Here is a 24560-nt window from a genome sequence, read left to right on the forward strand (position 1 = left end):
AATCGGCTGACCGACTAAATGTTTATTACTATCTTTACCCATGGTTGTACTTTGTTCTGTTCAAAACAAAATTACAACTTTGGGGCGAAACCGAAAGGAAGTAACCCCTTTTCTTAAAATTTTATCCGGTCAGTAGTGAAAAACTTACTAAAATTAGACTATTTCAGTTCTTTTGTATTATTTTTATGCGTGATATGCTTTTGGCGCGTTTAAATGAACCGGGAATTTTCACCATGATTGTGCCGGCTTACGTCAGGCGTGTACCTTGGTCATTCCTTAAAGGCAACAGTTATTATTTTTCACTTAAAACAGGCAAACTGTTTTTTATTTCCTCAAAAAATACAAAAATGTATTAACTGGGTTGTCTTTTTGATGCTTTTGTCTTATTTTTGTATAGCTTGAACTGCAATCTAAACCTCTCTTCCCTGTTTCAAGGGCGCGTATTTCTCTTCGTGTGGTTCACCAATTTAATAAATAACCCAAGTTTCGCATGTAGATTGGAAACGTACGGACTTGCGAGACTTCAAAAAGATTCAATGAATATGGAAAATAAAAAGTATAGAAATTTTATTCTGCGTAATTATAACGATCTGCCTCAGATAAGCGCCTTGTCCGATCAGGAACGGGAGGCTATTGGCGTCGTGGGTCGTGTATTACCTTTTAAAGCTAACAACTATGTGGTGGAAGAATTGATCGACTGGAATAATGTGCCGGATGATCCTATTTTTACCCTCACTTTTCCCCGTGAGGAGATGCTTTCTAAATCTCATTATGCACAGGTGAAAAAGTTGATTGATGCGAACGATGAAGCCGGCTTGAAACAGAAAATATATGATATAAGGATGAAGTTGAATCCTAATCCGGCAGGGCAGGAACACAATGTGCCGGCGGTGGACGGGGTAAAATTGCATGGGATGCAGCATAAGTACCGGGAGACGGTGCTTTTCTTCCCCAGCCAGGGACAGACTTGCCACGCTTATTGCACCTTCTGTTTCCGTTGGCCTCAGTTCTCGGGTATGAATGAACTGAAATTCGCGATGAAAGAGGCCGATCTACTCCATAAATACCTGCTGAAGCATCCAAAAGTCTCGGATGTCCTTTTTACGGGAGGTGACCCTCTGACGGCTAAAACAAGTATCATGTCTGCTTATATCGAACCGCTGCTGACAAAAGAGTTCTCGCATATCCGGAATATCCGTATCGGGTCGAAAACACTGGCCTATTGGCCTTACCGGTTCCTGACGGACAAAGATGCCGATGATATGCTGCGTCTTTTTGAAAAGGTGAAGAAGGCGGGTAAGCATCTTGCTTTCCAGGGGCACTTCAATCATCCGGTAGAACTCTCAACCGACGCCGTAAAACAAGCTATTCAGAGAATCCTCAACACCGGAGCACAAATCAGGACACAGTCGCCTTTGCTTCACCATATCAATGATGATCCGAAGGTCTGGGCCGAGATGTGGAAAGAACAGGTGAGACAAGGCTTGATACCTTATTATATGTTTGTGGCACGCGATACCGGATCCAAAGCTTTCTTCGAAGTGCCACTCGAAAAGGCATGGAATGTTTTCAGGAAAGCATACCGTAACGTGAGCGGTATCTGTCGTACTGTCCGTGGCCCCAGTATGAGTGCCAACCCGGGAAAAATACAGATATTGGGTGTGACCGAAGTAAAAGGAGAAAAGGTATTTGTCCTTCGCTTCCTTCAGTGTCGCAATCCGGATTTGGTGGATATTCCGTTCTTTGCCAAATACGACAGGAAAGCGACCTGGTTTGATGACCTTACGCCCGCTTTCGGAGAGGAAGAGTTTTTCTTTCAGAAAGATAACCTGTTGGGAAAACATGGAAGAGATAACGATTTTATGTGGGAATGAAAAGGCTATTTATCAACAAAAAAAACAATGTTTTAAATTATTAACACAGAGTTAGCTGATTTATTGCTTATTTTGCTGCCTGAAACGAGCATAACAATTGTTCTCACACAAGTACATGATTAAAGCGAGTTCCATACACTCATTGATGTAAACAAATAAAATAATCGTATGAAAATGGAATGATATGGGAAGAATCATAGCGTTGGCAAACCAGAAGGGAGGGGTGGGCAAGACCACCACTACCATTAATTTAGCGGCATCGCTCGCTGCATTGGAAAAAAAAGTATTGGTGGTAGATGCTGACCCACAGGCGAATGCCTCCTCCGGTTTGGGTATTGATATTAAAAAAGCGGCAAATACTATTTATGAAGGACTAATCGGTAAAAGTACGCCACAAGAGGCGGTGCAGCATACTCCTTTTGAAAATATCGACATCATTTCCTCCCACATCAATTTGGTGGGGGCGGAATTGGAGATGATTCAAATGGAAAATAGGGAAAAGAGACTCAGGAATTTGCTGCACCCGATAAGGGATCAATATGATTTTATCCTGATCGATTGTTCCCCTTCATTGGGTATCATTACGGTCAATGCGCTTACAGCCGCCGATTCGGTGTTGATTCCCGTACAATGCGAATATTTTGCCCTTGAAGGGTTGAGTAAGTTGCTGAACACGATAAAGATCATCAAGTCGAAACTCAATACCAAACTCGAGATAGAGGGTTTTGTACTTACTATGTATGACTCCCGTTTGCGCCTTCATAACCAGATATACGAAGAGGTGAAACACCACTTCAAGGAGTTGGTATTCACTACGGTTATCCAACGGAATATTACGCTTAGCGAATCGCAGAGCCATGCCAAGCCGGCATTGATGTATGACGCCGGTTCCCGTGGAGCGACAAACCACATGCAACTGGCGCAGGAGCTGATCGAAAAAACGGATAACGAAAAAAATTAGCTAACTTTGTACCCTTTATGGTATAGACTATGGCAAAAAAGAATGCATTAGGACGCGGACTGGATGCGTTGATCACTTTCAACGACGGTGAGACACAGGGCTCTTCTTCCATCAGTGAGGTGGAACTTGACAAGATTGTTCCCAATCCCGGTCAACCACGCAGGGCTTTCGATGAGGAGGCATTACGTGAATTATCCGTATCCATTCAATCAATTGGTGTCATTCAACCGGTCACATTGAGGAAACTGGACGATGATAATTACCAGATTATTGCCGGTGAGCGCCGTTACCGTGCTTCTCAAATGGCTGGATTATCTACCATCCCTGCCTATATTAAGACGGCCGACAATGATGAAATGATGGAGATGGCGCTGATTGAGAATATTCAGCGTGAGGATCTTAATTCAATAGAAATTGCCCTGGCTTATCAGAATATGATCGAGACGCTTTCCCTCACCCAGGAACAGTTGAGTGAGAGAGTGGGTAAGAAGCGGGCAACCGTCACTAATTACCTGCGCCTGTTGAAGCTTCCGGCGGAAGTGCAGATGGGCGTAAAAAATAAAAAAATTGACATGGGGCATGCGCGTGCATTGATCTCCATGAACGACCCGGTGGAACAATTATCCCTCTATAACATGATCCTCGATGAAGGCTTGTCGGTGAGGAAAGTGGAGTCGATGGTGAAAGATTATGAGGAAGGAACACTTGCCCGACAACTCAAAGATGGTGATAACCGGAAACCCAAAGCAGGGAAGTCAACCGTAAGACAGCAATCTCCGGACGATTTTGATGCGTTAAAACAACATCTTTCGGCTTACTTCCAGTCCGATGTGCAATTCAGTTATAACAAACGTGGAAAGGGAAAGATTACAATCCCGTTTGATTCACCGGAGGACCTGGAGCGTATCATCGTCATGTTTGATAAAATGCAAAAATAATTGCTGATGATGAAGGTGCCCGGAATCCTTATTTGTATGGCGATCCTCTTTTGCGCCGTGGAGGTGCAGGGGCAGAATCATTCTCCCGAAGAGCTGCGGGATACTATACCTGTGTTGATGAAGGATTCTACTGTGGTACAGGTGTCCGACTCTATTCTCCTGCAGACGACCGACTCTGTCTCCCTTGATCAGATGGCGGATTCTGTCTCCCTCAACCTGAAAGAAGATAAAGAAACAGTGAGGCAGCAAGATTCTGTCCGGACGAAAGTAAGCAAACCTCCCGTAGAAATCACTTCGGATAAGTTTTTCGCACCTTCTTATATGTTCAGTCCTTCTCCCCGCAAAGCGGTAATCTTTTCAGCGATCTTTCCGGGCTTGGGACAGATTTATAACCGTAAATACTGGAAACTGCCCATTGTATATGGTGCTTTTGCCGGGTTGACGTATGCCATCACCTGGAATAACGGTTACTATCAGGACTATTTAGGCGCATATCAGGATATTATGGACGATAATCCCGCAACCAATCGATGGCATAATATGCTCCCTTACGGACAGGATCCGGAAACCATAGACACTCAGTGGTTTACGGGGGTGCTAAAGCAGCGGAAGGATTATTACCGCCGATACCGGGACCTGAGTATTATTGGGACGGTGGGAGTCTATTTGGTTTTTATTATAGACGCTTATGTGGATGCGCAGTTATTTGATTTTAATATGAGCCAGGACCTCTCAATGCGCGTGACCCCTGTTCTTATCAGGGGTGAAAAAGGTCTTAATCAAGGAAGCTCCTCATTAGGGCTGCAATTGAATTTTAATTTTTAACACTAAAAAACATGATTCATCCTCCCGGGATGAGTCTTTAATGGGTATGCAGAGAACTATTTTACTTACATTGGTAGCGCTATGGACCGGATTAGGGCTTATCGCTCAAAATAACTTGCCGGGAAATTCTGTGGGAGCTTCACCGGCCGGTGCAGACACTATCCAGGATAATGCAATTATCTACCCGGAGAGTATGACAGAGAAGTTGAGCGACCTGTTGCGTAACTGGCAACTCGACCTTTCGAATGCTGAGATCGATTGTAAAAGAGGTCAGAACGTGGCTTTCCACGATTCAGTCTATCTTAAGAAGTTGTATAGTTTACCCTCGGAGATGGAGTTATCTTTCAATAGTGTGGTGAAGAATTACATAGAGATGTATGCCGTGCGGAAAAGGGATCAGGTGAGCTATATGTTGGCATTGGGAGACTACTACTTTCCGATGTTTGAACAGGCTTTGGACAGGTATGGACTTCCCATCGAACTGAAGTTCCTGCCTGTAATCGAGTCGGCTCTGAATCCCGTGGCCGTGTCCCGCGCGGGGGCTACAGGCTTGTGGCAGTTTATGTTGCAAACGGGGAAAGGCTATGGATTGGAAGTAAATAGCCTGGTAGATGAAAGGAGGGATCCTTATAAATCGACTGATGCCGCTGCACGTTACCTCAAAGACCTGTATACCATTTATGGCGACTGGAATTTAGTGATTGCCGCATATAACTGTGGGCCGGGAAATGTGAACAAGGCAATAGCCCGTAGTGGTGGCAAACGCGACTATTGGGAGATATATTACCGTTTGCCCCGGGAAACCAGGGGATATGTGCCTGCCTTTATCGCGGCCAACTATATCATGAATTACTACGCAGACCATAATATTTGTCCTGCACACTCTTCATCCCTGACAGTCGCGCTCGATACGGTACAAGTGAACGAAAGGATGCATCTGGCACAAGTCGCAGGAGTGCTGGATATCCCTTTGGGTGAGTTGCAGAGACTGAACCCTCAATTCAGGAAGGATGTGATCCCCGGTGATTTTAAAGCGCATGCACTGGTATTGCCCACGGAAAAAATGTACGCGTTTATTAATAAAAACGATACCATCCTCAATTATGATAAGGCACGGTATTTTACGCACAGGGCCAGTACCGACGGATATTTGGATGGTTCCGTTTCATCGCTGTCAGGAAATACGGCGAGTGTCTATTACCGGGTAAAAAAAGGAGATAACCTTTCCGCTATTGCCCGGAGACACGGTACCACCGTTGACCGGATCAAATCCTGGAATGGCCTTAAATCAAATAAACTCAATATTGGAAAGCAGCTGATCGTGGGTAAAAAAGAAGCGGCACCACAACCAACAACCCAAGGGCAACTGGCTCAGGCCACTACTGATGACAATCCTGATGGAAAGACACAGACGGTGAACCAGTATTATCGCGTGAAAAAAGGAGACACGCTGGGAGATATCGCACGCAAAAACGGTATCCAGGTGGCTCAACTTCAATCATGGAATGGATTGAAATCTTCCAGGATTAGTATCGGGGACCAGTTGATTGTCGGACAAAAAGCGGTACCTGCTCCCCAGGAGACAGCGATCGGAAAGGATGAGTATAACCGTGTTGAAACAGCGGGTGGAGGCAATATTATCTCTTCTTATCTGAAGGGGCAAATTGAGAAAGTGGAACAGAACAAATTGACCGATGAACAGGGAACTCCGGAGGAGGAAGAGGTTGAAGCAACATCGTCTGTAGAGTAGCTATATTACCAGTACTTTTTTCGAGGAGATAGTGCCGTCAATAGTCCTGACCCTCACTATATACACTCCTTTAGGGAGATGTGCTGATGAGTAGGAGCCTCTGTTTATACTTATATCGATGGTTTCATGATGGATTTTTATTCCCGATGAATAGAAAATTTCCCATTCGACCAATTCATAGTTCGATTCAATAAATATCCTTTTTACTTCGTTGGAATGGTAGACCACCAGTTTGAGTTGTTCTTTTTCCGGTTCTACCGTGGTAGAAATTTTGCCTATTACATAGGGTGCGATCAACAGGGTAGTATTAATAGGACTTTCAATATTCTCCGATGATTTTACCCATCCCGATGGGTTTTTCATCCACGCCGTGGAAACAAGTCCTGAACCGATTTTTCTGGGTTCGGCATTGAATGTCGAAAAACCGGAGGGTATCCCGTTGGCATCAGAATAGGAGATATAAAATGTTTTAGAAACAGAAACCGGGTCGTTAAACCGTATGTAATTCTCTACATTATGGCGCATGTCACGGGAATCAACGGGAAAGCCATTATTGGTGAAATACCTGTAACTGTAATTATAAGGCTGTTCGTAAAGGAGCCGTTCGGGACCATCTTCTCCGGAATAGACCCTTATTCTGATGTTCATATTCGTGATACTGTTGACAGGAGGAGACGAGACAAAGACTCCTCGTAACTGTATACCGTCTCCGGCATAAAATTGTTCTGCGAATTCGGTATATCCAAAGGTATTGTTTGTGGCAAATAAAGGTACCTGTTGAAATAGATATTTCACCGCATTGTCCACCGGTTTAAAATTATGGCTTCTTGTGAAAGGTTGTTGTGCGTATGGATTAAATCCATTCATTTGCCTGGTTTGTGATTCCCCGGGATCAAGATAGTAACTGATCGGATTTGGATTGTCGAGTGATCCCTGCACATCCCATAACTTGAAGAGGGAGGCATAAGAATCGGGCCCCCGGGGTGATGAACACATCGAAACCCCACCGGTGAGGGTACCTACTATTCTTTTTTCCCTGTCCAGCAGAGGTGAGCCGGAGGATCCTCCTTCCGTGGCGCCGGTCTCCCATCCACTTACTTCCCACCAGGAGTTGGGTTCTTCCTGGTTGTAGTTGGGCAGGTCGAATGAGCTGAGGCTCAACCGGTCTTCGTCTATTGCCACTTTTTTAATGCCCCCGTTGGGATGATGCAGGCCGTGGAACGGCGCCGAAGGTGAGGAATTGGCGTTCCATCCCAGATAATAGGGCTGATATTCTGCCGGGGGAGCCTCTTTCAGCTTTAACAAGGAGATATCGTGCCTTTCACTGATCAGTACCGAATCGGCTGAAGCCATGGTCATCTGTAACGGACCGCGTATGTCGAGATCGCACAGCGGAGAATTGTAATTAAAAAATGCGACGATGCTCCCGGCAACCACATCATATCTCCTATTGGCCAGAAAACTGGGCTTATAGTTCTCATTCAGGCAGTGGGTGGCGGTCAGCAGGTAGGGTATACCGTCTTCCGCCGTATTATTCACAAGGGAGCCGGTACAATAGGTGGTGCCGTTGATGATCAGTCCCACCACACCGTTCCCGGGTTGAATGTCTTCGGGATAACAAACCAGATTGGGATGGCAACTCTGTTCCGGATCCCGCGGCTCGGTGGCCCTGAAGATACCCACGAAATCATGGTTTACTTCACCAACCTCAATCTCACCCTTGAATGCTGCTTCCACCGGTTCCTGGTATTCCACGATCAATTCATCGCCCCCGACCGGTTGTACGGGAAGCATGTTCAATTCGGTGTTGTTTCTTTCGGTGTAAGAACCCAGGATCTCCGATTGATCGGAGCTGTAGACAAACAGTTGGGCTCCGGGCGGCAACCTGAATTTCGAAAAAAGAACATTCAATGAATAGGCTCCTTTGGAGCGAATCCCCACACGCCATACTTTCATATTGCCGGCCACAAAAGTAATCCCTGCATTGTCGGGGCGAAGGAAAGGATGAAACTTATGGGCAAATTCCAAACTTTTGAGATTCGACTGGTCTTGCAGGGATTGTCGTAATGCCGACTGGCTGTCGAATGATGGCATCTCTACAAACAAGTCGGTGGAGGAACTTATGGACCTTGCTCCCATCCCGGCGTGAAGCGGAAGGGGTTTACCTCCGTAACTGATCTGTCCTGAGACCGTGTGGAAAAGGACACAGAAGATAAACAGAAGACTGCTCTTCAAGATAGAATGGAAAGAGTAGGGAACACTTCTCATGTATGGGAATCAATTTAATGAAAACGTTCAATTACATTAGGCTTATTTGAGTCGCCTTCGCTCCTCGATTTTCAATTCTCGCAAAGACATAATCCAAGCAAGCTTGTCTTTTGTTCTTATTGCTTAACGAAAACGTTCAAATCCTATTTGAATGTTGTTTATATAGCTTAGTGAAATAGTCACTGCAAATGTAAGGTTTTTTAAGGAATAGGCGTAATTTTGTACTAAAATTATTTGCGTAAAAAGGAACATAGAGGTAATGATGATGACATTTGACAATATAAAAAGTTTTTTGGATGAGAAGGTCAATCAATATAACCATATTTCATTTATTGAAAATGATCCGATATCCATTCCCCACCTGTTTTCAGACAATCAGGATCGTGAGATCATGGGGTTCTTTGCTTCTTTACTGGCGTGGGGGCAACGAAGAACTATTATCGCCAAATGCGGTGAGTTGGTGCAACGGTTCGGTGGGGAACCTTATCGTTTTGTTATGGAACATGGCGATGATGACCTGAAGGGTTTACTCGGATTTGCGCATCGTACCTTCAACGATACCGATTTACTCTATTTTGTAAATTTCCTGCATCGGCATTACTCCCGTTATACGACCTTGGAAGATGCTTTTTTAGATAGAGGTGTTTTCTATTCAGTAGAAGATTCCCTGATTCGATTTGAACAGGTCTTTTTTGATTTTCCCGATGCTCCGCACCGTACCCGGAAGCATGTCGCAACTCCCCTCCGCAATTCAGCCTGTAAGAGGATCAATATGTTCTTGCGGTGGATGGTAAGAAATGATGACAGGGGAGTAGACTTCGGTATCTGGAAACGGATTCCTCAAAGCGCACTGATATGTCCTATCGATTTACATGTCGATAGGGCGTCACGTCGGTTGGGATTAATTACCCGGAAACAGACCGATTGGAAAACCGCCCTTGAACTGACCAGAAACCTCCGGCTCCTGGATCCTTCCGATCCGGTGCAATACGACTTTGCCCTTTTCGGCTTGTCGTTGGAGTACGATTGGTGAAATTCGGGAAAATCATGCTGAATTGCGGCAGGCTGAAAAGTGCGGGTTATTTTGCCTGCTTTTTCCGGAAAAGTATGCCCGCCTTGCCTCCTTCTTTAGTGGTAATATGTGGTTGTGCCGTGGATCCGGGAATAAAATCGTGGCGGTACATATTGAGAAAGAGCAATAACAAGGAGATCAGTAACGGGCCGAAAATAATCCCCCAGAATCCAAACATCGCAAGTCCCATGATCACGCCGAAGAAAGTGATCAGCGGATGAATATTGGCCAGTCTTTTTTGCAGTACAAACCGGAGGATGGCATCCGATCCTCCGATGATAAGTAATCCATAGCCCAGCAGCAGTATTCCCCTCATGATATCACCCTGCGCCAATGCCGAAATGCCGATCGGTACCCATACCAGCCCTGTGCCCACCACGGGGATAATAGTGGTACAGGCGACCAATACGGCATAAACCAGTGGATTGCTCACTCCAAAGGAAAGGTAACCTATATAAGCCAGTATTCCCTGTGTGATGGCAACCACCGGGATGCCAATGGCGTTGGCTTGTATGATCGATTTTGTCTCTTCAGAGAGGATATGTTTGTTTTCCTGGCTGAAGGGTAGTATCTCAATGGTCGCCTCCTCTAATGATGTATAACTTACCAGCATGAAATAAAGGAGGAAAATGGCAATGATCCCGTTGATGACCATCGAACTCACTCCTGAAACAAGTGTCTGCATGATGGAGGAGCCGGCCCGAGGTACAAAAGCGAGATTTTCCGGGGTGAACAGGGTGAAGCCAAAACGCTCTTCCACACTGTCTGAGAATTCCCTCATGGTTCTCATGATCTGTGCGGGATCGATGCTTATCCCTGAAATCGTGTCGGCAACAAGGAACCCAAAGCCGGTGAGTGGGATCAGGATAAATAGCGTGGTCCCCAGAACAATGACCGAAGCGCTCAGTCCCTTTTTCCAGTGATATTTCTCTACCAGTTTCACCATCACTCCTTTCAGGAGGATAAAAAGGGTGAAAGCACCGAAAAAGCCTCCCAGGTAAGGTTGCAGCTCTTTAAAAATGACCACTGTCAAGAACAGGATCAACCCTACAAGGACAACACGATGATATCGGCTTTTTCCGTTTGGCATTATGCTTCGCTTCCAAATTCCATTAAATAGGCTTTGATAAATTCATCCAGATCACCGTCCATTACCCCTGTCACATCTGATGTCTGGTAGTTGGTGCGGTGGTCTTTTACGCGGCGGTCATCAAATACATAACTGCGGATCTGGGATCCCCATTCGATCTTCTTTTTTCCGGCTTCAATGGCTGCCTGCGCTGCACGGCGTTTTTCCAGTTCTATCTCATAGAGCTGCGACTTGAGCAAACGCAACGCATTTTCCCGATTGCCCATTTGCGAACGACTCTCGGTATTTTCAATCACAATTTCCTGTTCTTCACCCGTGTCGGGATCCTTATACTGGTAATGCAGGCGAACACCCGTCTCCACCTTATTTACATTCTGCCCTCCTGCGCCCGAGGAACGGAAGGTGTCCCAACTCAGGTTGGCCGGATTGACTTCTATCTCGATGGAGTCGTCGACTAATGGTACCACAAACACCGAAGCGAACGAGGTCATCCGTTTTCCCTGTGCGTTGAAAGGCGATACCCGCACCAGCCTGTGCACGCCGTTCTCACTTTTCAGGAAACCATAGGCCAGATCACCCTCTACCTGAAGGGTAGCTGTCTTGATACCCGCATCATCGCCATCCTGCCAGTTGGTGACGGTCGTCTTGTAGTGCTTACCCTCGCACCAGCGCTGATACATCCGGAATAGCATCGATGCCCAGTCCTGGCTCTCTGTGCCCCCCGCACCGGCGTTGATCTTTAACACGGCTCCTAACTGGTCCTCCTCCCGGCGGAGCATATTCTTCAACTCCAGGTCTTCAATCAGTTGAAGGACACGGTTATAATTGGCATCGATCTCCTCTTCCGATACAATACCTTCCTTGGCGAAATCGAATGCCAGCTGTAGTTCCTCGGCTGCCGATTTTACCTCCTGGTAGGCATTGATCCAGTATTTTAATTCACGCACCACCTTCATCTGCTGTTCGGCGGCTTTGGCGTCGTTCCAGAAATCGGGTGATTGGGTGCGTAACTCTTCTTCTTCTAATTGGATACGCTTTGCATCGACGTCAAAGATACCCCCTCAGCGCGTCCTCGCGCTCCAACACATCTTTTAGTTGGTCTGTCGTTATCATATTATAATTTATTATATACTTTTAATTGTCTGCCATCCACTTTTCCGGTATGACGAAAGAATCGAATTTGCAATAAGCGACAAAAATACACAAAAGATGCCGAAATTACATTAAAATATGGGATTTCGTACATGGCAGAGGGTTTAATGATTGGAATAAACCAATAGGGATTCTCCGGCTTTCAGCACCTCCCCCATCTGCGGGTTCCATGCTTTCAGTTGCTCCACGGTGCATCCGTATAACCGCGAAATGGAGTAGAGTGTTTCACCCATTTGTACCGTATGGTTTTTAGGAAGTGGTGAGATGATGTCACTATCTTCTTCCCTCAACACCATGTCGCTTTTTGCCTGCTGGACCCTATCTTTTTCCTGCCCTTTCCCGTTGGCCGTTGATGTGAGGGACGGGTTTTTTTGCGGGTCAGTCTGTACAAGAATAACCGATTCATTCTCCGGATAGCTTTCTCCTTTCCCGATGTCTTCGGAATATTCCGTTGTTTCACTGAGAGTTATTTCCGGAATGGTGGGTTGGGCCGGTTCTTTATTTGTTGCGGCAAGTTGTTTTTTATTGGCGGGCGGATTGCGGCGTGTCACATAGGATGCATTTTCCTCAAGGACCCTCCCCCCGCGTAAATAGCGTGATGCGTAATAGGGTTCGGTAGACGAGGATATGATTACCCCGCTGGTGGTGGAAGAATGGATAAACTTGAATTGTCCGTTGGAAAACGCTTCGGTCACTATGCCTACATGTCCGACACTTCCGTTCTTTCTGTTCCCTTCAAAAAAAACAAGGTCCCCTTTGCGTAAATCCTCTCTTTTGGCGATGGTGGGGGTTTGCCTGTCCTGTCCCGCTGAACTGGGATCTAACCTGTAACCGAATTTCCTGAAAACAAAAGAGGTGTAACCTGAACAATCAAAGCCGTTGGGTCCTTTTCCTGCGTACCGGTAGGGTTTGCCGAGGTATTGCCTCCCATATTGAATGATATCGTCTTGTAAGGTGGTGGATGTCTTGCTGCCGGAGACAGTTGTTTTTCCCGTGCCGCAGGACGCCAGAATAAGTATTATGATTGCCAGAGAAACGACTTTTAACCAGCCGTTGTTCCTGTATGCCATAGTGAACATGCTGTATAATAACGTATATGGAGGACTACTTTGCCAAGCCAAATGAACAGAAGTCAGGTTGGCTTGATAATGCCATGGCGAAAATAGTCTGACTTTAGTGAGCAAAAATAAGTAAAATCCCTGTTGTAAAGGGTACACTTCTTATTTTTTAACAACTTACAGTGAGTAAGTATATTCGAGACGATACATTCTATAAAATAGCTTTGGCTTTCAGTATTTCCTCCAGATTTGCGTCGTCTACCAGATGGATCGTTTGGAATCCCAGTTGTTGGGCAGTTTCGATATTCGCATAATTGTCATCGATAAAGAGTGATTCTCCGGCTTGTATCTCATACCGTCCCAGCAATATATGATAGAGTCGCGGATCTGGTTTTATGACCTTTTCTGCACCTGAAACAACCATTCCATTCAGATCCTTGAAAAAATCGTAGCGTTCCATGGCTATAGGGATTGTTTCCGCAGACCAATTGGTTAGGCCGTATACCTTATATTTCTCTTTGAGAGGTTTAATCAATTTTATGTTCTCTTCAATGGTGCCTCCCAGCATCTTATCCCAGCTTCCGTAATACATAGCTATTTCTTCGCGGTATTCAGGATGTTGCGCTTGTAATATTCTTGTACCTTCTGCCAGGGAACGTCCAGCATCCTGTAATATATTCCAGTCATAACGGCATACATTTGCCAGGAAATGATTCATTTCTTCTTCCGTATCAAAAATATCCCGGTAAAGATAAATAGGGTTCCAATCGATCAGCACTCCTCCGAAGTCAAAAACAATATTCTTTAATGATTCCATTATTCATTATTTTGCGAATAGGCTATTCCGCTTTTTTTGCGCGCGTAAATGTGATAGGAAGCTTACCCATGGAGGTGTCGGCCGTTCCTTTCACTTCTTTCTTTTCATTCCAGATGACAACTTTTACATTTTCTCCCGCATATACTGTGGTTGTCAGTTTTCCATCGACTTCCTTCAATTCCTGGTTTTTTACATTCAATTGGGAGCCGGAAATATCCGCCACGCACTTGCCGTCGACCTGCTTTATTGTTACCTGGTAATCCTGGTATCCATACGGTGCATCAGCCACTTTCGCTGTCCATGCACCTTGTACACTTTTTGTCAAATCGCTCGCATAGGCTGTTGAGTACAGGCTTAATAATAATACTGCTGATAATAAAACACCGATTTTTTTCATTTTGTATATATTTTTGGTTTAATGAGTTGAAAAACAAAAGCCAGACAATTGCTACGCCGTAAAGATACAAAAATACTTTTAAAATCCTTTTCCGTTACATTCAATACTTATTTTAGTAAAAAATTGTATATTTTGAGAATATAGGATACGCCTCGGAAAAACTTAATCAAGCTTGGTTTTTCTCTCAGCTTTCACTATATTTGCGCTACCGGAACAAATTGAATAACGGCAAATCGATGAAAAACGTATTCTATATCCTTTTGATGGCCATTGGGTTGTCTTTTTTTTGGGAGTGTAACCCCAACCCCCAGCCCGAAGCTTCCAGGTTGCTGGCAGATGCCGGACGGCTTATCGAAAGCAACCCCGACAGCGCCATGCAACTGATCGATTCCCTTTTCTATCCCGAAGAGAGCTTCCTTCACAAAGATTACATGCGTTATTTAGTGTTGCGTGTGCAGGCACGCTACAAAACACACCGCCCTGTTGCAGAAGATACCTTGGTCTTCCAGGCGCGCGATTATTTTTCCGGACGGGAAGAACCCCGACAGGCTGCGCTGGCCTGGTTCTACAGCGGCTGTGTGTATCGTGAACGGAAGGAATATGAAAATGCGGTACAACAATACAAAGAGGCGGGAAAGCATGCCCGGCAAACCGGTGATGCGGATTTACAGGGATTGATACAGTATAATCTCGGCGACCTGCTTGCGAAGCAGGGATTCCATCTTGAAGCATTGGAAAACTATAAGAAAGCGGAACGTTTTTATGCGCAATCTCCCGACAAGCCTCATGAAAAACAGGCAAACTGCCTGAGTGCCATAGGGCGGATGTATGCGCTGTTGAACCAACCGGACAGCGCTTTACTTTCTTTCCATACAGGGTTGGACTTGGCCGGAAACAGGGGAGACCTTCCACTGCAAAGTTTGCTGGCGCAGAACCTGGGCGTGATGTACAAGGAAGCCAAACAGTTCGATAAAGCGGAAACATACCTGCGCCAATCGTTCCGGTTCAATGCCGATAGTGCCAAACTACCCCGTTATTACCTGAACTTTGCCGAATTATACACAGGTATGGGACGACCGGATTCCGCCGCATGGTACACGAAACAGTTAAAGGAGCATATAAATGCTGTGGAAGACGATTATTTCAAGGCAAGCGCCTACTCCTATCTGGCCGGCCGGGAAAAAGAACAGGCTAACTACGAAGCGGCCTTCGCTTACCAGGACGAGCGCATGAATACGCTTCACCGTATTATGGAAGAGAGAGCGAACCAGTCGGTATATGAAGCACACCTGAAATACGATTACGAGCAAATGCAAAAACAGTATTACCGTGACCTTTCCGTCCGCCGGCTATGGATCATTGCGCTGCAGGCTATGGTAATAGTGGGTGGGGTATTGTTCTGGTGGTATTGGGCCAGGCAGAAAAACAGGCAGGCGGAAATCCGGCACAATATCGAGACCCTAAAAGAAATGAAGCGCGATTTGGAAAGCACCGTGTACCAAAAACAACTTGATCTACGCAGGGATATTCTCTTGGGATTCGATGTAGCCAGGAAAGTGATGGAATTGAACCGGGAAATGACCCGACCGGGAAAATCCGGTTCCGGAGGGGCTTTGTGGGGCGAGCGGTTCAACAAGATTGTGTATGGTGAAGAAAGTATTGAAGAAACATGGGACGCCCTGTTCCGGATATTCAATGCCATGCGGCCGGGGCTTGCCGGAAAGGTACGGGAAAAATATCCTGATCTTACCGAAACAGAATTCCGTGTATGCATACTTACTTATGCCGGCTTCAGGGTAAAAGAAATATCCCTGATCCTTCACCAAAGTGTCCACACCGTACAAACCCGCCGGACCGATATACGGAGGAAAATGGGTCTGGAGCCCGGCGGCGACATTGCCGGCCATATTGACCGGTTGCCGGACTGATTATCCACGAGCCTCACAACCATCCATCGAAAACCTATATTTTTAACTTATCAATATGCTGAAAATTAGATAATTGCATTTTTAGGGCAAGAAAAACCTATATGTTAACAAGAAAAACCTATATCCATGCCAGTCATTTATAAAGCTTGACCTATATTTACCGTCAAACTCAATAAATAATTCTTATGATGAAAAAACAAATTCTGTTACTTGTGTTTTGTGCGGGATGGATATGGTTTCCCGTCGTGGCAGGCACGGAGATCACGCCGGTAGCTGACGGTCAGGCAATCACCGAAACAAATAAAATAGATTTGGAAGGAAAATTCGAAACAGGTGGTTTCCGCTCCGGCGGCGATGCCGTTACGGCCGAGATACAGGGCAACGTTATTGTGGCTATGTTCCACAAGGATGTTGGCAATCTGCTGGTCACGCTCACCAATGATGCGGGAGATACGGTCTATGCAGTAACGGTAAACACCTCGGAGCAACTGCAGGCATTTGTCCCACTTTCGGGACTGCCGTCAGGTATATACACCATCACGTTCAGCAACAATTCTGGCTCGATGTATGGTGATTTTGAGATTTAAGCCGGAATACGTCCGGCCGTTAATAATAACCCTCTCCGGCAACGGGGAAAAAAACAGACCGATATGAATAAATTAAACGCATGGTTGCGCCTCAACCCGCTCACCGAAGACAGGAGCGACTACATGGCCGCACCCGTTACCAACGGCAGCCTCACCATTGCCGACATTGTAAAAGACCTGCAAAACGAAGGCATGGAAATTAAAGCCGAAACGGCTATCGACATCATCACCCGCTTCAACCGCAAAGTGGCGGAAAGGGTGCTGGGCGGATACAACGTGAATACCGGATTGGTATATATGCGCCCGGTGATAAAAGGCGTGTTCCGCGACCGCACATGGAACCCCGCCGTAAACAGCGTGTATGTGGCAATGAATCAGGGCATGGAACTGCGCAAAGCCCTTGCCGACACCATGGTGGAGATACTGGGCGAGCAGTCCGACCCCATTGCCATTTACACCCTTACCGACAGCACCACAGGCGCCACCGACGGCACGCTTACCCGCGGACGCAACGCCGAACTGAAAGGCTCCTACCTGAGAATCGTGGGCGACGATCCCGCCGTGGGTATAACCTTCCGCAATATCGATACGTCGGAAACGGTAAATCTCGATGCGGCCGATATTGTGCTCAACGAACCCTCGCGCCTGCTTATTCTGGTGCCGGCAACTCTCGCTGCCGGAGAATATGAACTCACGGTAACTACACAGTTCACCGCGGCAAGCAAATTACTCAAACAACCCCGTTCCGTCACATTTTCGGAACCGGTGGTTATCGACTGATTTGCCATGTTATTGTAAAGGATGTCTTAACCCTTCGGTTAAGGGTGTCTTCACCGTGGTGTTAAGGGTTCCTTTACAATAAACGGACTTTTAAAGATGGATAACGATAAACAAATCCGGCGGCCTCAGAATCCGCCGGTGCGGACAGTAAAAAGCCTTCCCTTGCCAGGAAAGCGAAACAACCAAATTGAGACCAATCAACCCTGATGTCTAACTAAACTTACAAGAAAAGGCACTGCAAAGGTAACAAAAACATGGTAATTTCAAACACCCACGGGCTTGGGTATAATGGATTTTACCGGAAGTTGCTCGAAATAGAGAAGAAAAGTATCTTAAGGGCAAAAATCAGAATGTATGTGATATACTCGATAGATGTGTTTTGTATAGAGATATAACTATCCGAAAAATTTTTAGTGAATAATAATCGGAAATCATTCCGAATAACGAGATGAGAAGAAAGGTTTAAAAAAAATAAATATGAAAGATTTAGATTTTATCATTGAAGTTCAGGATATTTTATCCGGTGAAATGGATTGTATAATTGGTGGATCTCACGATGAAACAAATCCATGTAGTCCTGGAGGTCACATTGATTGTTATAAAGATGGGACTAAACATGAACTAGAATTGTTGAGTGTTATTTGATCTTCCTTATGTTAAGCCGGCTTTTCATGCCGGCTTAATTTAATTTCAAAATATTTTTGTTATGATTTGGTCTAAATATAATTATATGTATGAATCTCGGAGGCATAATTGTTTCTTTTTATATAATTCAAGAACAAATTCGTTTATAAAGCTTTCTGAAGATATCTATAATGAGTTAAGCATCGTAAAAGATAAGGAAGATTTTGACTGGGATTCTGCAAATATCAATGCAAACAGTTTAAGAAATCTAATAAAAGCGAAAGTTATTATTGATCCATTTGAAGATGAAAATTTTATAATTCAAAAGAAAATGGTTAGGTATATGCATGGATTTCAGCGATCCACGCTAGGAATAGTGTTGTTGCCAACGTTCGCTTGTAATTTTAGATGTACTTATTGTTATGAATCTGATCTTCCTCGTTATTTTATGAGTGAAATAACGGAAAATAAAGTGATTGAATTTATTAAATCTTTTGAGAATTGTTCAAATTTACAACTTTGTTGGCATGGGGGGGAACCTTTAATTGCTTTTGAAAATGTAAAACGGTTTTTATCTAAAATAGAACGGGATGATTTAATAAAAATAACACATCATTCTATGGTCAGTAATGGCTATTTATTAGATCGAGAAAAATGTGTTTATTTAAGTGATCATAAATTAGATTCAATTCAAATTACTATTGATGGGCTGAAAGAGAATCATGATAAAAGTCGTATTCATAAATTAGGCTTTTCAACCTTTGATACAATTATAAATAACATAGAAAACGTTTTTCAATTAATGCCTAAATGTCACGTTATAATAAGAATGAATGTTCACGCTGAAAATGAAGCAGATTTTCCTTTGTTGTATGAATACCTTAAATCTAAGTGGGGTAACCAAAATTATAGTATAAATATGAAATATGCGAACGACCATAACAATGGATGTAGAGTCGAGTGTTTTAAGGATAGGGATAAAATATTTTATGCTAAAAAATTATACGACAATTACAAGATTGAAAATATTGGCTTTTATCCAAAACCTAAAATAGGTGGTTGTGCTGCAACGTATATAAATACTTTTGTTATTGATCCAAAGGGATATATTTATAAATGCTGGGTTGATGTGGGGAAACCAGAAAGAAGAATAGGTAATATATCCGAAAAAAAATTTAATGCAGCTTTGATGTCAGAATATATTATGGGAACAGATATGTTTTCTGATCCCAAATGTTTAGATTGTTTATTATTACCTATTTGTGATGGAGGGTGTAATTTAAGACGATTAGATTATAAATTAAAAAAAATACCATACGATGTATGTCCAATTGATATTGAAAATTTAGATATTCTTTTTGATATGTTCTATGAGCAACAACTGAAAACCAAAATGGATCAATTAGAGAACATTGAAATCAATCCGATGGTGTAATGTTTCTTTTGTTACATTCGTCTATATAATATACAGCTCTATTACCTTATAGGATTTGTAAAATATGTAAAGATGATAAGGAACCTATTTTTTTTAGTATTGATTTACCTTTGGCTGTTCGTCGTATTCGCTTTACAGGGTCAAAGTACGATTAGAAGCCAGGTAACAGATCAAAACAAACAACCTATCGAATTTGCGAATGTTGTACTGTTCAGTATGCCTGATACCATTTTTATAACTGGCACAACAAGTTTGAAAGACGGCTCATTCGGTCTTACCATCAATACTCCGGGGAGTTATTTGCTGCAAATTTCGTTTATAGGATATAAACAGCAACAACAGGCAATAACGATCAGAGAAGAAAATATCACGTTACCTGCTATTATACTGGAAGAAGAAAGCCAGACATTGAACGAAATCACAATAACTGCGAACCGACCTATATTCAATATTAAAAACGGCGTATTGACAACGGAAGTAGAAAATACGTTATTAAGCAGGGAACATTCAATGAATGATGTCTTGACCCAAATACCCGGCATTATCAATAATCGAGGGATATTAGAGGTATTCGGGAGCGGGCAACCGGTTGTCTATATCAATAACCGGAAAGTACAAAACATGAATGAAGTCTCGCAACTTGATGTGAAAAACATCCGGAATATTGAATTGATCACGAATCCCGGTGCCCGATACGGTGCTGACGTCAATGCTGTTATCCGGATTTACACATTAGAAAAAGAGGAAGGAATTGCAGTTAAAGTAAATACTGTATTAAGACAAAGCGAAAAAACATCTCATTATGAAAATATACAAATAGACTATAAAAAACAGAAATTGAACGCATCGGTTTACTATAACTTTTTTGGATACAAGAATGAATCCTTCCAATACCTGATAAAGGATATCCATACGGACACATTATGGCAATACGTGACCGATAGGACAAGTTATCCATTTCAGAAGTTTCATACGTTTCGAATGAACGTCGATTATGAATTTTCTCCCAACCATATAGTAGGGATGCAATTCAATGAAGGATACAGCAATGTAGATGATAATTCAAAAGAGGTAACTACCGTAAATGCGAATCAAAAAAGATATCTGGATTTTTTTGTGACAAGTGATTATGGAAGTACCATTCATAATCCGCAACTGAATATTTTCCATAATGCCAGATGGAACGAACATCTGACATCGGAATTGAATGCCGATTATGTCTTTTATAAAAATACCCTTGAGCAGGATGTGAAAGAGGAAATGGAAAACGATGAGCTGCTTACCCAAATGAATAGTCTGTCTCGTTATACAATATATGCTGCCAGATATGCTGCAAATTATCATCCATCCGAGAAGCATTCTATTATTGCAGGAGCAGATGTCAGCAGAATAAACGGAGAAGGGGATATGACGACTGAACCCGCTCTTGCTGGATATTTGAATTATAAAAGCAAGGAGATAAAGTGGGCTGTATTTACCGAATATAATTGGACGAATACCAAATTGTCGCTGAATACCGGACTCCGGTATGAGGTATTATCTTCTGTATATGACGATCTGACAAGTGCTGAAAATAATATAAAAAAGAAGTACCATAATATCTTTCCATCCTTCAAAATCTCATATTCCGACAAGGGAGTCAACAATTCATTGTCGTTCTCCGTAAAGACGCAACGGCCGCAGTTGTCCTATCTGAACAGTAAGACTTATTATCAAAACCGATTTGAATACCAGCAGGGAAATCCCAACCTGAAACCACAAATGTCCTACATTTTACAGTGGCTGCTGGGATATAAATTCCTGAATTTTAGTGCCAGCTACACAAGAACGAATGATTTTATCTCAAGCATTTTCACAAATCCCGAAGACGGACAAAATATTATTATTTCGACATGGGATAATTTTAACAAGGCGTGTTTCCTAAGGGCAACACTTAACCTGAGGCATACTTTCAATAGATGGACACCATCATTAACGTTGGGTTTTATCAAGCCTTATATGGAAAATGAATACAAAGGAACGGCCACAACATACAATAAACCGAATTATTATGTAAGCAGTAATAATTATTTCAAATTACCATCCGATTATACGTTATCCGTAAATTATTATTACAATCATGGCGGTAGCCAGCGCATTTTTGAATTTAAACCCTTCCAATCGTTAGATATAAAAATTCAGAAACCGTTTTTTAATGAACGGTTAAGTGTTGATATAGGGGCAAAGGATATCTTTCGTAAATTAAAATACGAAGAAAATGCCCAATTTAATAATATCCGTTTCTATCAGATCGAAAATTACTCTTCGTGGAATTTTTTTATCGATATCATTTACAGGTTTAATCAACAAAAAGTCCAGTACCGGGGTAAAAGTGCTGCCCGGGATGAAATAAATAGGTTATAGTGTATGTCCTTCCCCTTCACCAAACAACCCGACGCAATGGACTGCGGCCCCGCCTGCCTGAAGATGATCAGTGAGCATTATGGCAGGCGTTACACGTTGGAACACTTGCGCGAGAACTGCTTTATCGGGCGTGACGGCGTCTCCCTGCTGGGTATCAGCCGTGCGGCGGAAAAGATTGGATTCCATACCGTGGGAGGACGCCTCACTTTCGACAAACTGGTGGAGAAAGCTCCCTTGCCCTGCATCGTCCACTGGAACCAGGAGCATTTCGTGGTGGTGTACGGGATAAAGAAAAACAGGAAAGGATACAAAGTCTCTGTGGCCGACCCCGGCAAGGGATTGCTGACCTATTCACGGGAAGAGTTCTGCGACCGGTGGGTCAGCACCCGTACGGGTGGCGAAGAAAAAGGGGTGGCCCTGCTGCTGGAACCCACCAACCTGTTTTATGAGCAGGAGGGTGATGCCGCCCCCGCGCAGAACCGGCTGAAGTTCCTCTGGAAATACCTGCTCAGATACAAACGCTTTTTTACGCAATTAATCCTCGGGTTGTTTATCGGAAGTATCCTGCAACTTATCTTCCCGTTCCTTACCCAGGCCATCGTGGACACCGGTATCTCAGGGAAAGACATCGGCTTTATCTGGCTGGTGCTGATCGCCCAGATGATGCTGCTGTTCAGCCGCACCGCCATCGACTTCATCCGCCGCAAGATACTGCTCCATATCAGCACCCGCATCAACGTGTCGCTCATCTCCGACTTCTTCATCAAACTGATGAAACTGCCCATGAAGTTCTTCGACACCAAGCTCACGGGCGACCTGCTGCAACGCATCGAAGACCACCGCCGCATCGAGAACTTCCTCACCAACCAGACCATCACGGTGCTGTTCTCCGCCTTCACCTTCGTGATCTTCTCCATCGTGCTGTTCATATACAACATCCCCATTTTCTTTGTATTCCTTGCCGGAAGCATCCTCTACGGCCTGTGGATCATGGTCTTCCTGAAAAAGCGGCGCGTATTGGATTACAAAATGTTCGAGCAGCAGGCCATCAACCGGAATGTGACCTACCAACTGATCACGGGCATGCAGGAGATCAAACTCCAGGGATGCGAACAACGCAAGCGCTGGGAGTGGGAGGACGTGCAGGCGGACCTGTTCGAGGTGAACCTGCAGTCGCTCAACCTGCGGCAGGGACAGGAAGCGGGCGGCATCCTGATCAATGAACTGAAGAACATCCTGGTCACGGTACTGGCGGCCACCGCCGTCATAAGTGGAGACCTTACGCTGGGGATGATGCTGGCCATCCAGTATATCATCGGCCAGTTGAACAGCCCCGTGGAACAGATCATGGGATTTATCTACCAGTGGCAGGACGTGAGCATCAGCCTCGACCGCATGAACGAGATACATACGCAGCGCAATGAGGAGGACGGGAGCCGTACCGTGGCGGAGTTGCCTTCAGAGCGCTCCATCCATGTCGAACACCTGTGCTTCAAATACGACGGTGCACGGCCGGATTATGTGCTGGAAGATATCGACCTGATCATACCACAGGGGAAGGTGACCGCCATCGTGGGTGCCAGCGGCAGCGGAAAGACTACCCTCGTAAAACTCCTGCTGGGCTATTACGCTCCTAACGAGGGGCGGATCACTGCCGGGACAACCGGCCTGGAGGAAGTCAACCTCACCTGGTGGCGTACACAGTGCGGGGCGGTGATGCAGGACGGTTACCTCTTCTCCGACACTATTGCCCGCAACATCGCAGTGGCAGGCGACGGGATTGATGTGGAACGGCTGCGTTATGCCGCCCGTATAGCCAATATCGCGGAAGACATTGAACGACTGCCGCTGGGATATAACACGAAGATCGGTCAGGACGGGCAGGGGGTGAGCCAGGGCCAGCGGCAGCGTATCCTTATCGCGCGGGTGGTGTACAAGGACCCGCCGTTCATCTTCCTCGACGAGGCGACCAATTCGCTGGACGCGAACAACGAACGTGCCATAGTGGAGAACCTGGAGACGTTCTACCGTGACAAGACGGTGGTTGTGGTGGCGCACCGCCTCAGCACGGTGAAGAACGCCGACAAGATTGTGGTGCTCGACGGCGGACGCATCGCCGAATCGGGGACCCACGGGGAACTGACAAAAAAACGGGGTAAGTATTACGAACTGGTGAAGAACCAGTTGGAATTGGGAAATTAATGTGACAAACAACGTTCAACGGAGCAAAGCGTAGTTAAATATGCCAATGTGCCAATTTTCTTGGGAACGAGCGCAAAGCCGAACTTGTTTGAGATTTGCCGAGTGACGACAGAAAATGGACGGAGTCAATGAGACTAATGTGATAATTACCAAATGGAAGAGAATAAACCCATAGAATTACGCAGTGAAAAGGTGCGGAACATTATCGGGCGGATGCCGCCGGTATTGGTGCGGTACGGCACTGTGATGATCGTCGGAGCGTTACTGGTGTTGGCGGGCATTGCCGCCTTTGTTCCCTACCAACCGAAGATCTCCATCGAAATCACCGCCACACAGGACGAAACAGGAGAGGTGCACTATACGGCACGGATACCGCAACGGGCTATGGCGCAGCAGGAA

The 24560-nt window shown here is 44.8% G+C and carries 19 protein-coding genes and 1 pseudogene; 14 read left to right on the plus strand and 6 right to left on the minus strand.

Annotated features, from left to right (window positions below):
- The first annotated feature begins 542 nt into the window (after nt 1–542).
- From ABV001_RS02090 to ABV001_RS02110, 5 genes are all read left to right on the plus strand, one after another.
- Nucleotides 543–1874 carry a KamA family radical SAM protein gene (locus tag ABV001_RS02090; RefSeq protein ID WP_352421285.1) on the plus strand — a complete coding sequence of 444 codons (1332 nt, stop codon included), beginning with the start codon at nt 543–545 and terminating at the stop codon, nt 1872–1874.
- 184 nt (nt 1875–2058) lie between these two features.
- Nucleotides 2059–2835 (plus strand): ParA family protein, encoded by a 777-nt coding sequence (locus ABV001_RS02095; protein ID WP_352421286.1) that lies wholly within the window; start codon nt 2059–2061, stop codon nt 2833–2835.
- Nucleotides 2836–2864: 29 nt separating this feature from the next.
- On the plus strand, nt 2865–3773 hold the full coding sequence (locus ABV001_RS02100; RefSeq protein WP_352421287.1) for a ParB/RepB/Spo0J family partition protein: 909 nt from the start codon (nt 2865–2867) through the stop codon (nt 3771–3773).
- 6 nt (nt 3774–3779) lie between these two features.
- Nucleotides 3780–4598: a DUF5683 domain-containing protein gene (locus ABV001_RS02105; protein ID WP_352421288.1), complete on the plus strand. Its 819-nt coding sequence runs from the start codon at nt 3780–3782 to the stop codon at nt 4596–4598.
- 46 nt (nt 4599–4644) lie between these two features.
- Nucleotides 4645–6348, plus strand: a complete 1704-nt coding sequence (locus ABV001_RS02110) for a lytic transglycosylase domain-containing protein (protein WP_352421289.1) — start codon at nt 4645–4647, stop codon at nt 6346–6348.
- Here ABV001_RS02110 and ABV001_RS02115 read toward each other — a convergent pair whose 3' ends face one another.
- On the minus strand, nt 6349–8616 hold the full coding sequence (locus tag ABV001_RS02115) for a trypsin-like serine protease (RefSeq protein WP_352421290.1): 2268 nt from the start codon (nt 8614–8616) through the stop codon (nt 6349–6351). It abuts the gene before it with no gap.
- 259 nt (nt 8617–8875) lie between these two features.
- Between ABV001_RS02115 and ABV001_RS02120 the strand changes: the two genes are divergently transcribed.
- Nucleotides 8876–9649, plus strand: coding sequence for a TIGR02757 family protein (locus tag ABV001_RS02120; protein ID WP_352421291.1), 774 nt, complete (start codon nt 8876–8878; stop codon nt 9647–9649).
- A 46-nt stretch (nt 9650–9695) separates the two neighbouring features.
- Here the strand turns inward: ABV001_RS02120 and ABV001_RS02125 are convergent, their stop codons facing one another.
- From ABV001_RS02125 to ABV001_RS02145, 5 genes are all read right to left on the minus strand, one after another.
- Nucleotides 9696–10778 carry an AI-2E family transporter gene (locus ABV001_RS02125; RefSeq protein WP_352421292.1) on the minus strand — a complete coding sequence of 361 codons (1083 nt, stop codon included), beginning with the start codon at nt 10776–10778 and terminating at the stop codon, nt 9696–9698.
- Nucleotides 10778–11891 (minus strand): peptide chain release factor 2 gene (gene prfB / locus ABV001_RS02130; protein WP_352421293.1). Its coding sequence is split into 2 segments (ribosomal slippage): nt 10778–11827 and nt 11829–11891, totalling 1113 coding nucleotides; the frame shifts between segments, so codons are not numbered across the junction. Before prfB ends, ABV001_RS02125 begins: the two co-directional genes overlap by 1 nt.
- Nucleotides 11892–12034: 143 nt before the next feature.
- The gene (locus tag ABV001_RS02135) at nt 12035–13000 is read right to left on the minus strand and encodes a C40 family peptidase (protein WP_352421294.1); all 966 of its coding nucleotides are present in this window, start codon (nt 12998–13000) and stop codon (nt 12035–12037) included.
- A gap of 199 nt (nt 13001–13199) precedes the next feature.
- Nucleotides 13200–13805, minus strand: coding sequence for an HAD family hydrolase (locus ABV001_RS02140; protein WP_352421295.1), 606 nt, complete (start codon nt 13803–13805; stop codon nt 13200–13202).
- 22 nt (nt 13806–13827) lie between these two features.
- Entirely contained in the window at nt 13828–14202 is a 375-nt protein-coding gene (locus tag ABV001_RS02145) for a hypothetical protein (protein ID WP_352421296.1), read from the minus strand.
- Nucleotides 14203–14438: 236 nt separating this feature from the next.
- Here ABV001_RS02145 and ABV001_RS02150 point away from each other — a divergent pair, with 236 nt between their 5' ends.
- The 8 genes and pseudogenes from ABV001_RS02150 to ABV001_RS02185 form a co-directional block, all read left to right on the plus strand.
- Complete coding sequence (locus ABV001_RS02150) at nt 14439–16130, plus strand: tetratricopeptide repeat protein (RefSeq protein WP_352421297.1); 1692 nt, start codon at nt 14439–14441, stop codon at nt 16128–16130.
- Nucleotides 16131–16315: 185 nt separating this feature from the next.
- The gene (locus ABV001_RS02155) at nt 16316–16717 is read left to right on the plus strand and encodes a DUF3244 domain-containing protein (protein WP_352421298.1); all 402 of its coding nucleotides are present in this window, start codon (nt 16316–16318) and stop codon (nt 16715–16717) included.
- 63 nt (nt 16718–16780) lie between these two features.
- Nucleotides 16781–17497, plus strand: coding sequence for a DNA-binding domain-containing protein (locus tag ABV001_RS02160; RefSeq protein WP_352421299.1), 717 nt, complete (start codon nt 16781–16783; stop codon nt 17495–17497).
- A 477-nt stretch (nt 17498–17974) separates the two neighbouring features.
- Nucleotides 17975–18142 (plus strand): hypothetical protein, encoded by a 168-nt coding sequence (locus ABV001_RS02165; RefSeq protein WP_352421300.1) that lies wholly within the window; start codon nt 17975–17977, stop codon nt 18140–18142.
- A 61-nt stretch (nt 18143–18203) separates the two neighbouring features.
- A complete protein-coding gene (locus ABV001_RS02170) occupies nt 18204–19556 on the plus strand; it encodes a radical SAM/SPASM domain-containing protein (RefSeq protein WP_352421301.1) in 1353 nt (450 codons plus the stop codon).
- A 72-nt stretch (nt 19557–19628) separates the two neighbouring features.
- On the plus strand, nt 19629–21959 hold the full coding sequence (locus ABV001_RS02175; protein ID WP_352421302.1) for an outer membrane beta-barrel family protein: 2331 nt from the start codon (nt 19629–19631) through the stop codon (nt 21957–21959).
- 3 nt (nt 21960–21962) lie between these two features.
- Nucleotides 21963–24161 (plus strand): peptidase domain-containing ABC transporter, encoded by a 2199-nt coding sequence (locus tag ABV001_RS02180; protein ID WP_352421303.1) that lies wholly within the window; start codon nt 21963–21965, stop codon nt 24159–24161.
- A 153-nt stretch (nt 24162–24314) separates the two neighbouring features.
- Nucleotides 24315–24560 (plus strand): annotated as a pseudogene (locus ABV001_RS02185) (HlyD family secretion protein); the annotation flags it as partial.

This window comes from Proteiniphilum sp. (assembly GCF_040307845.1).
GTDB lineage: Bacteria > Bacteroidota > Bacteroidia > Bacteroidales > Dysgonomonadaceae > Proteiniphilum.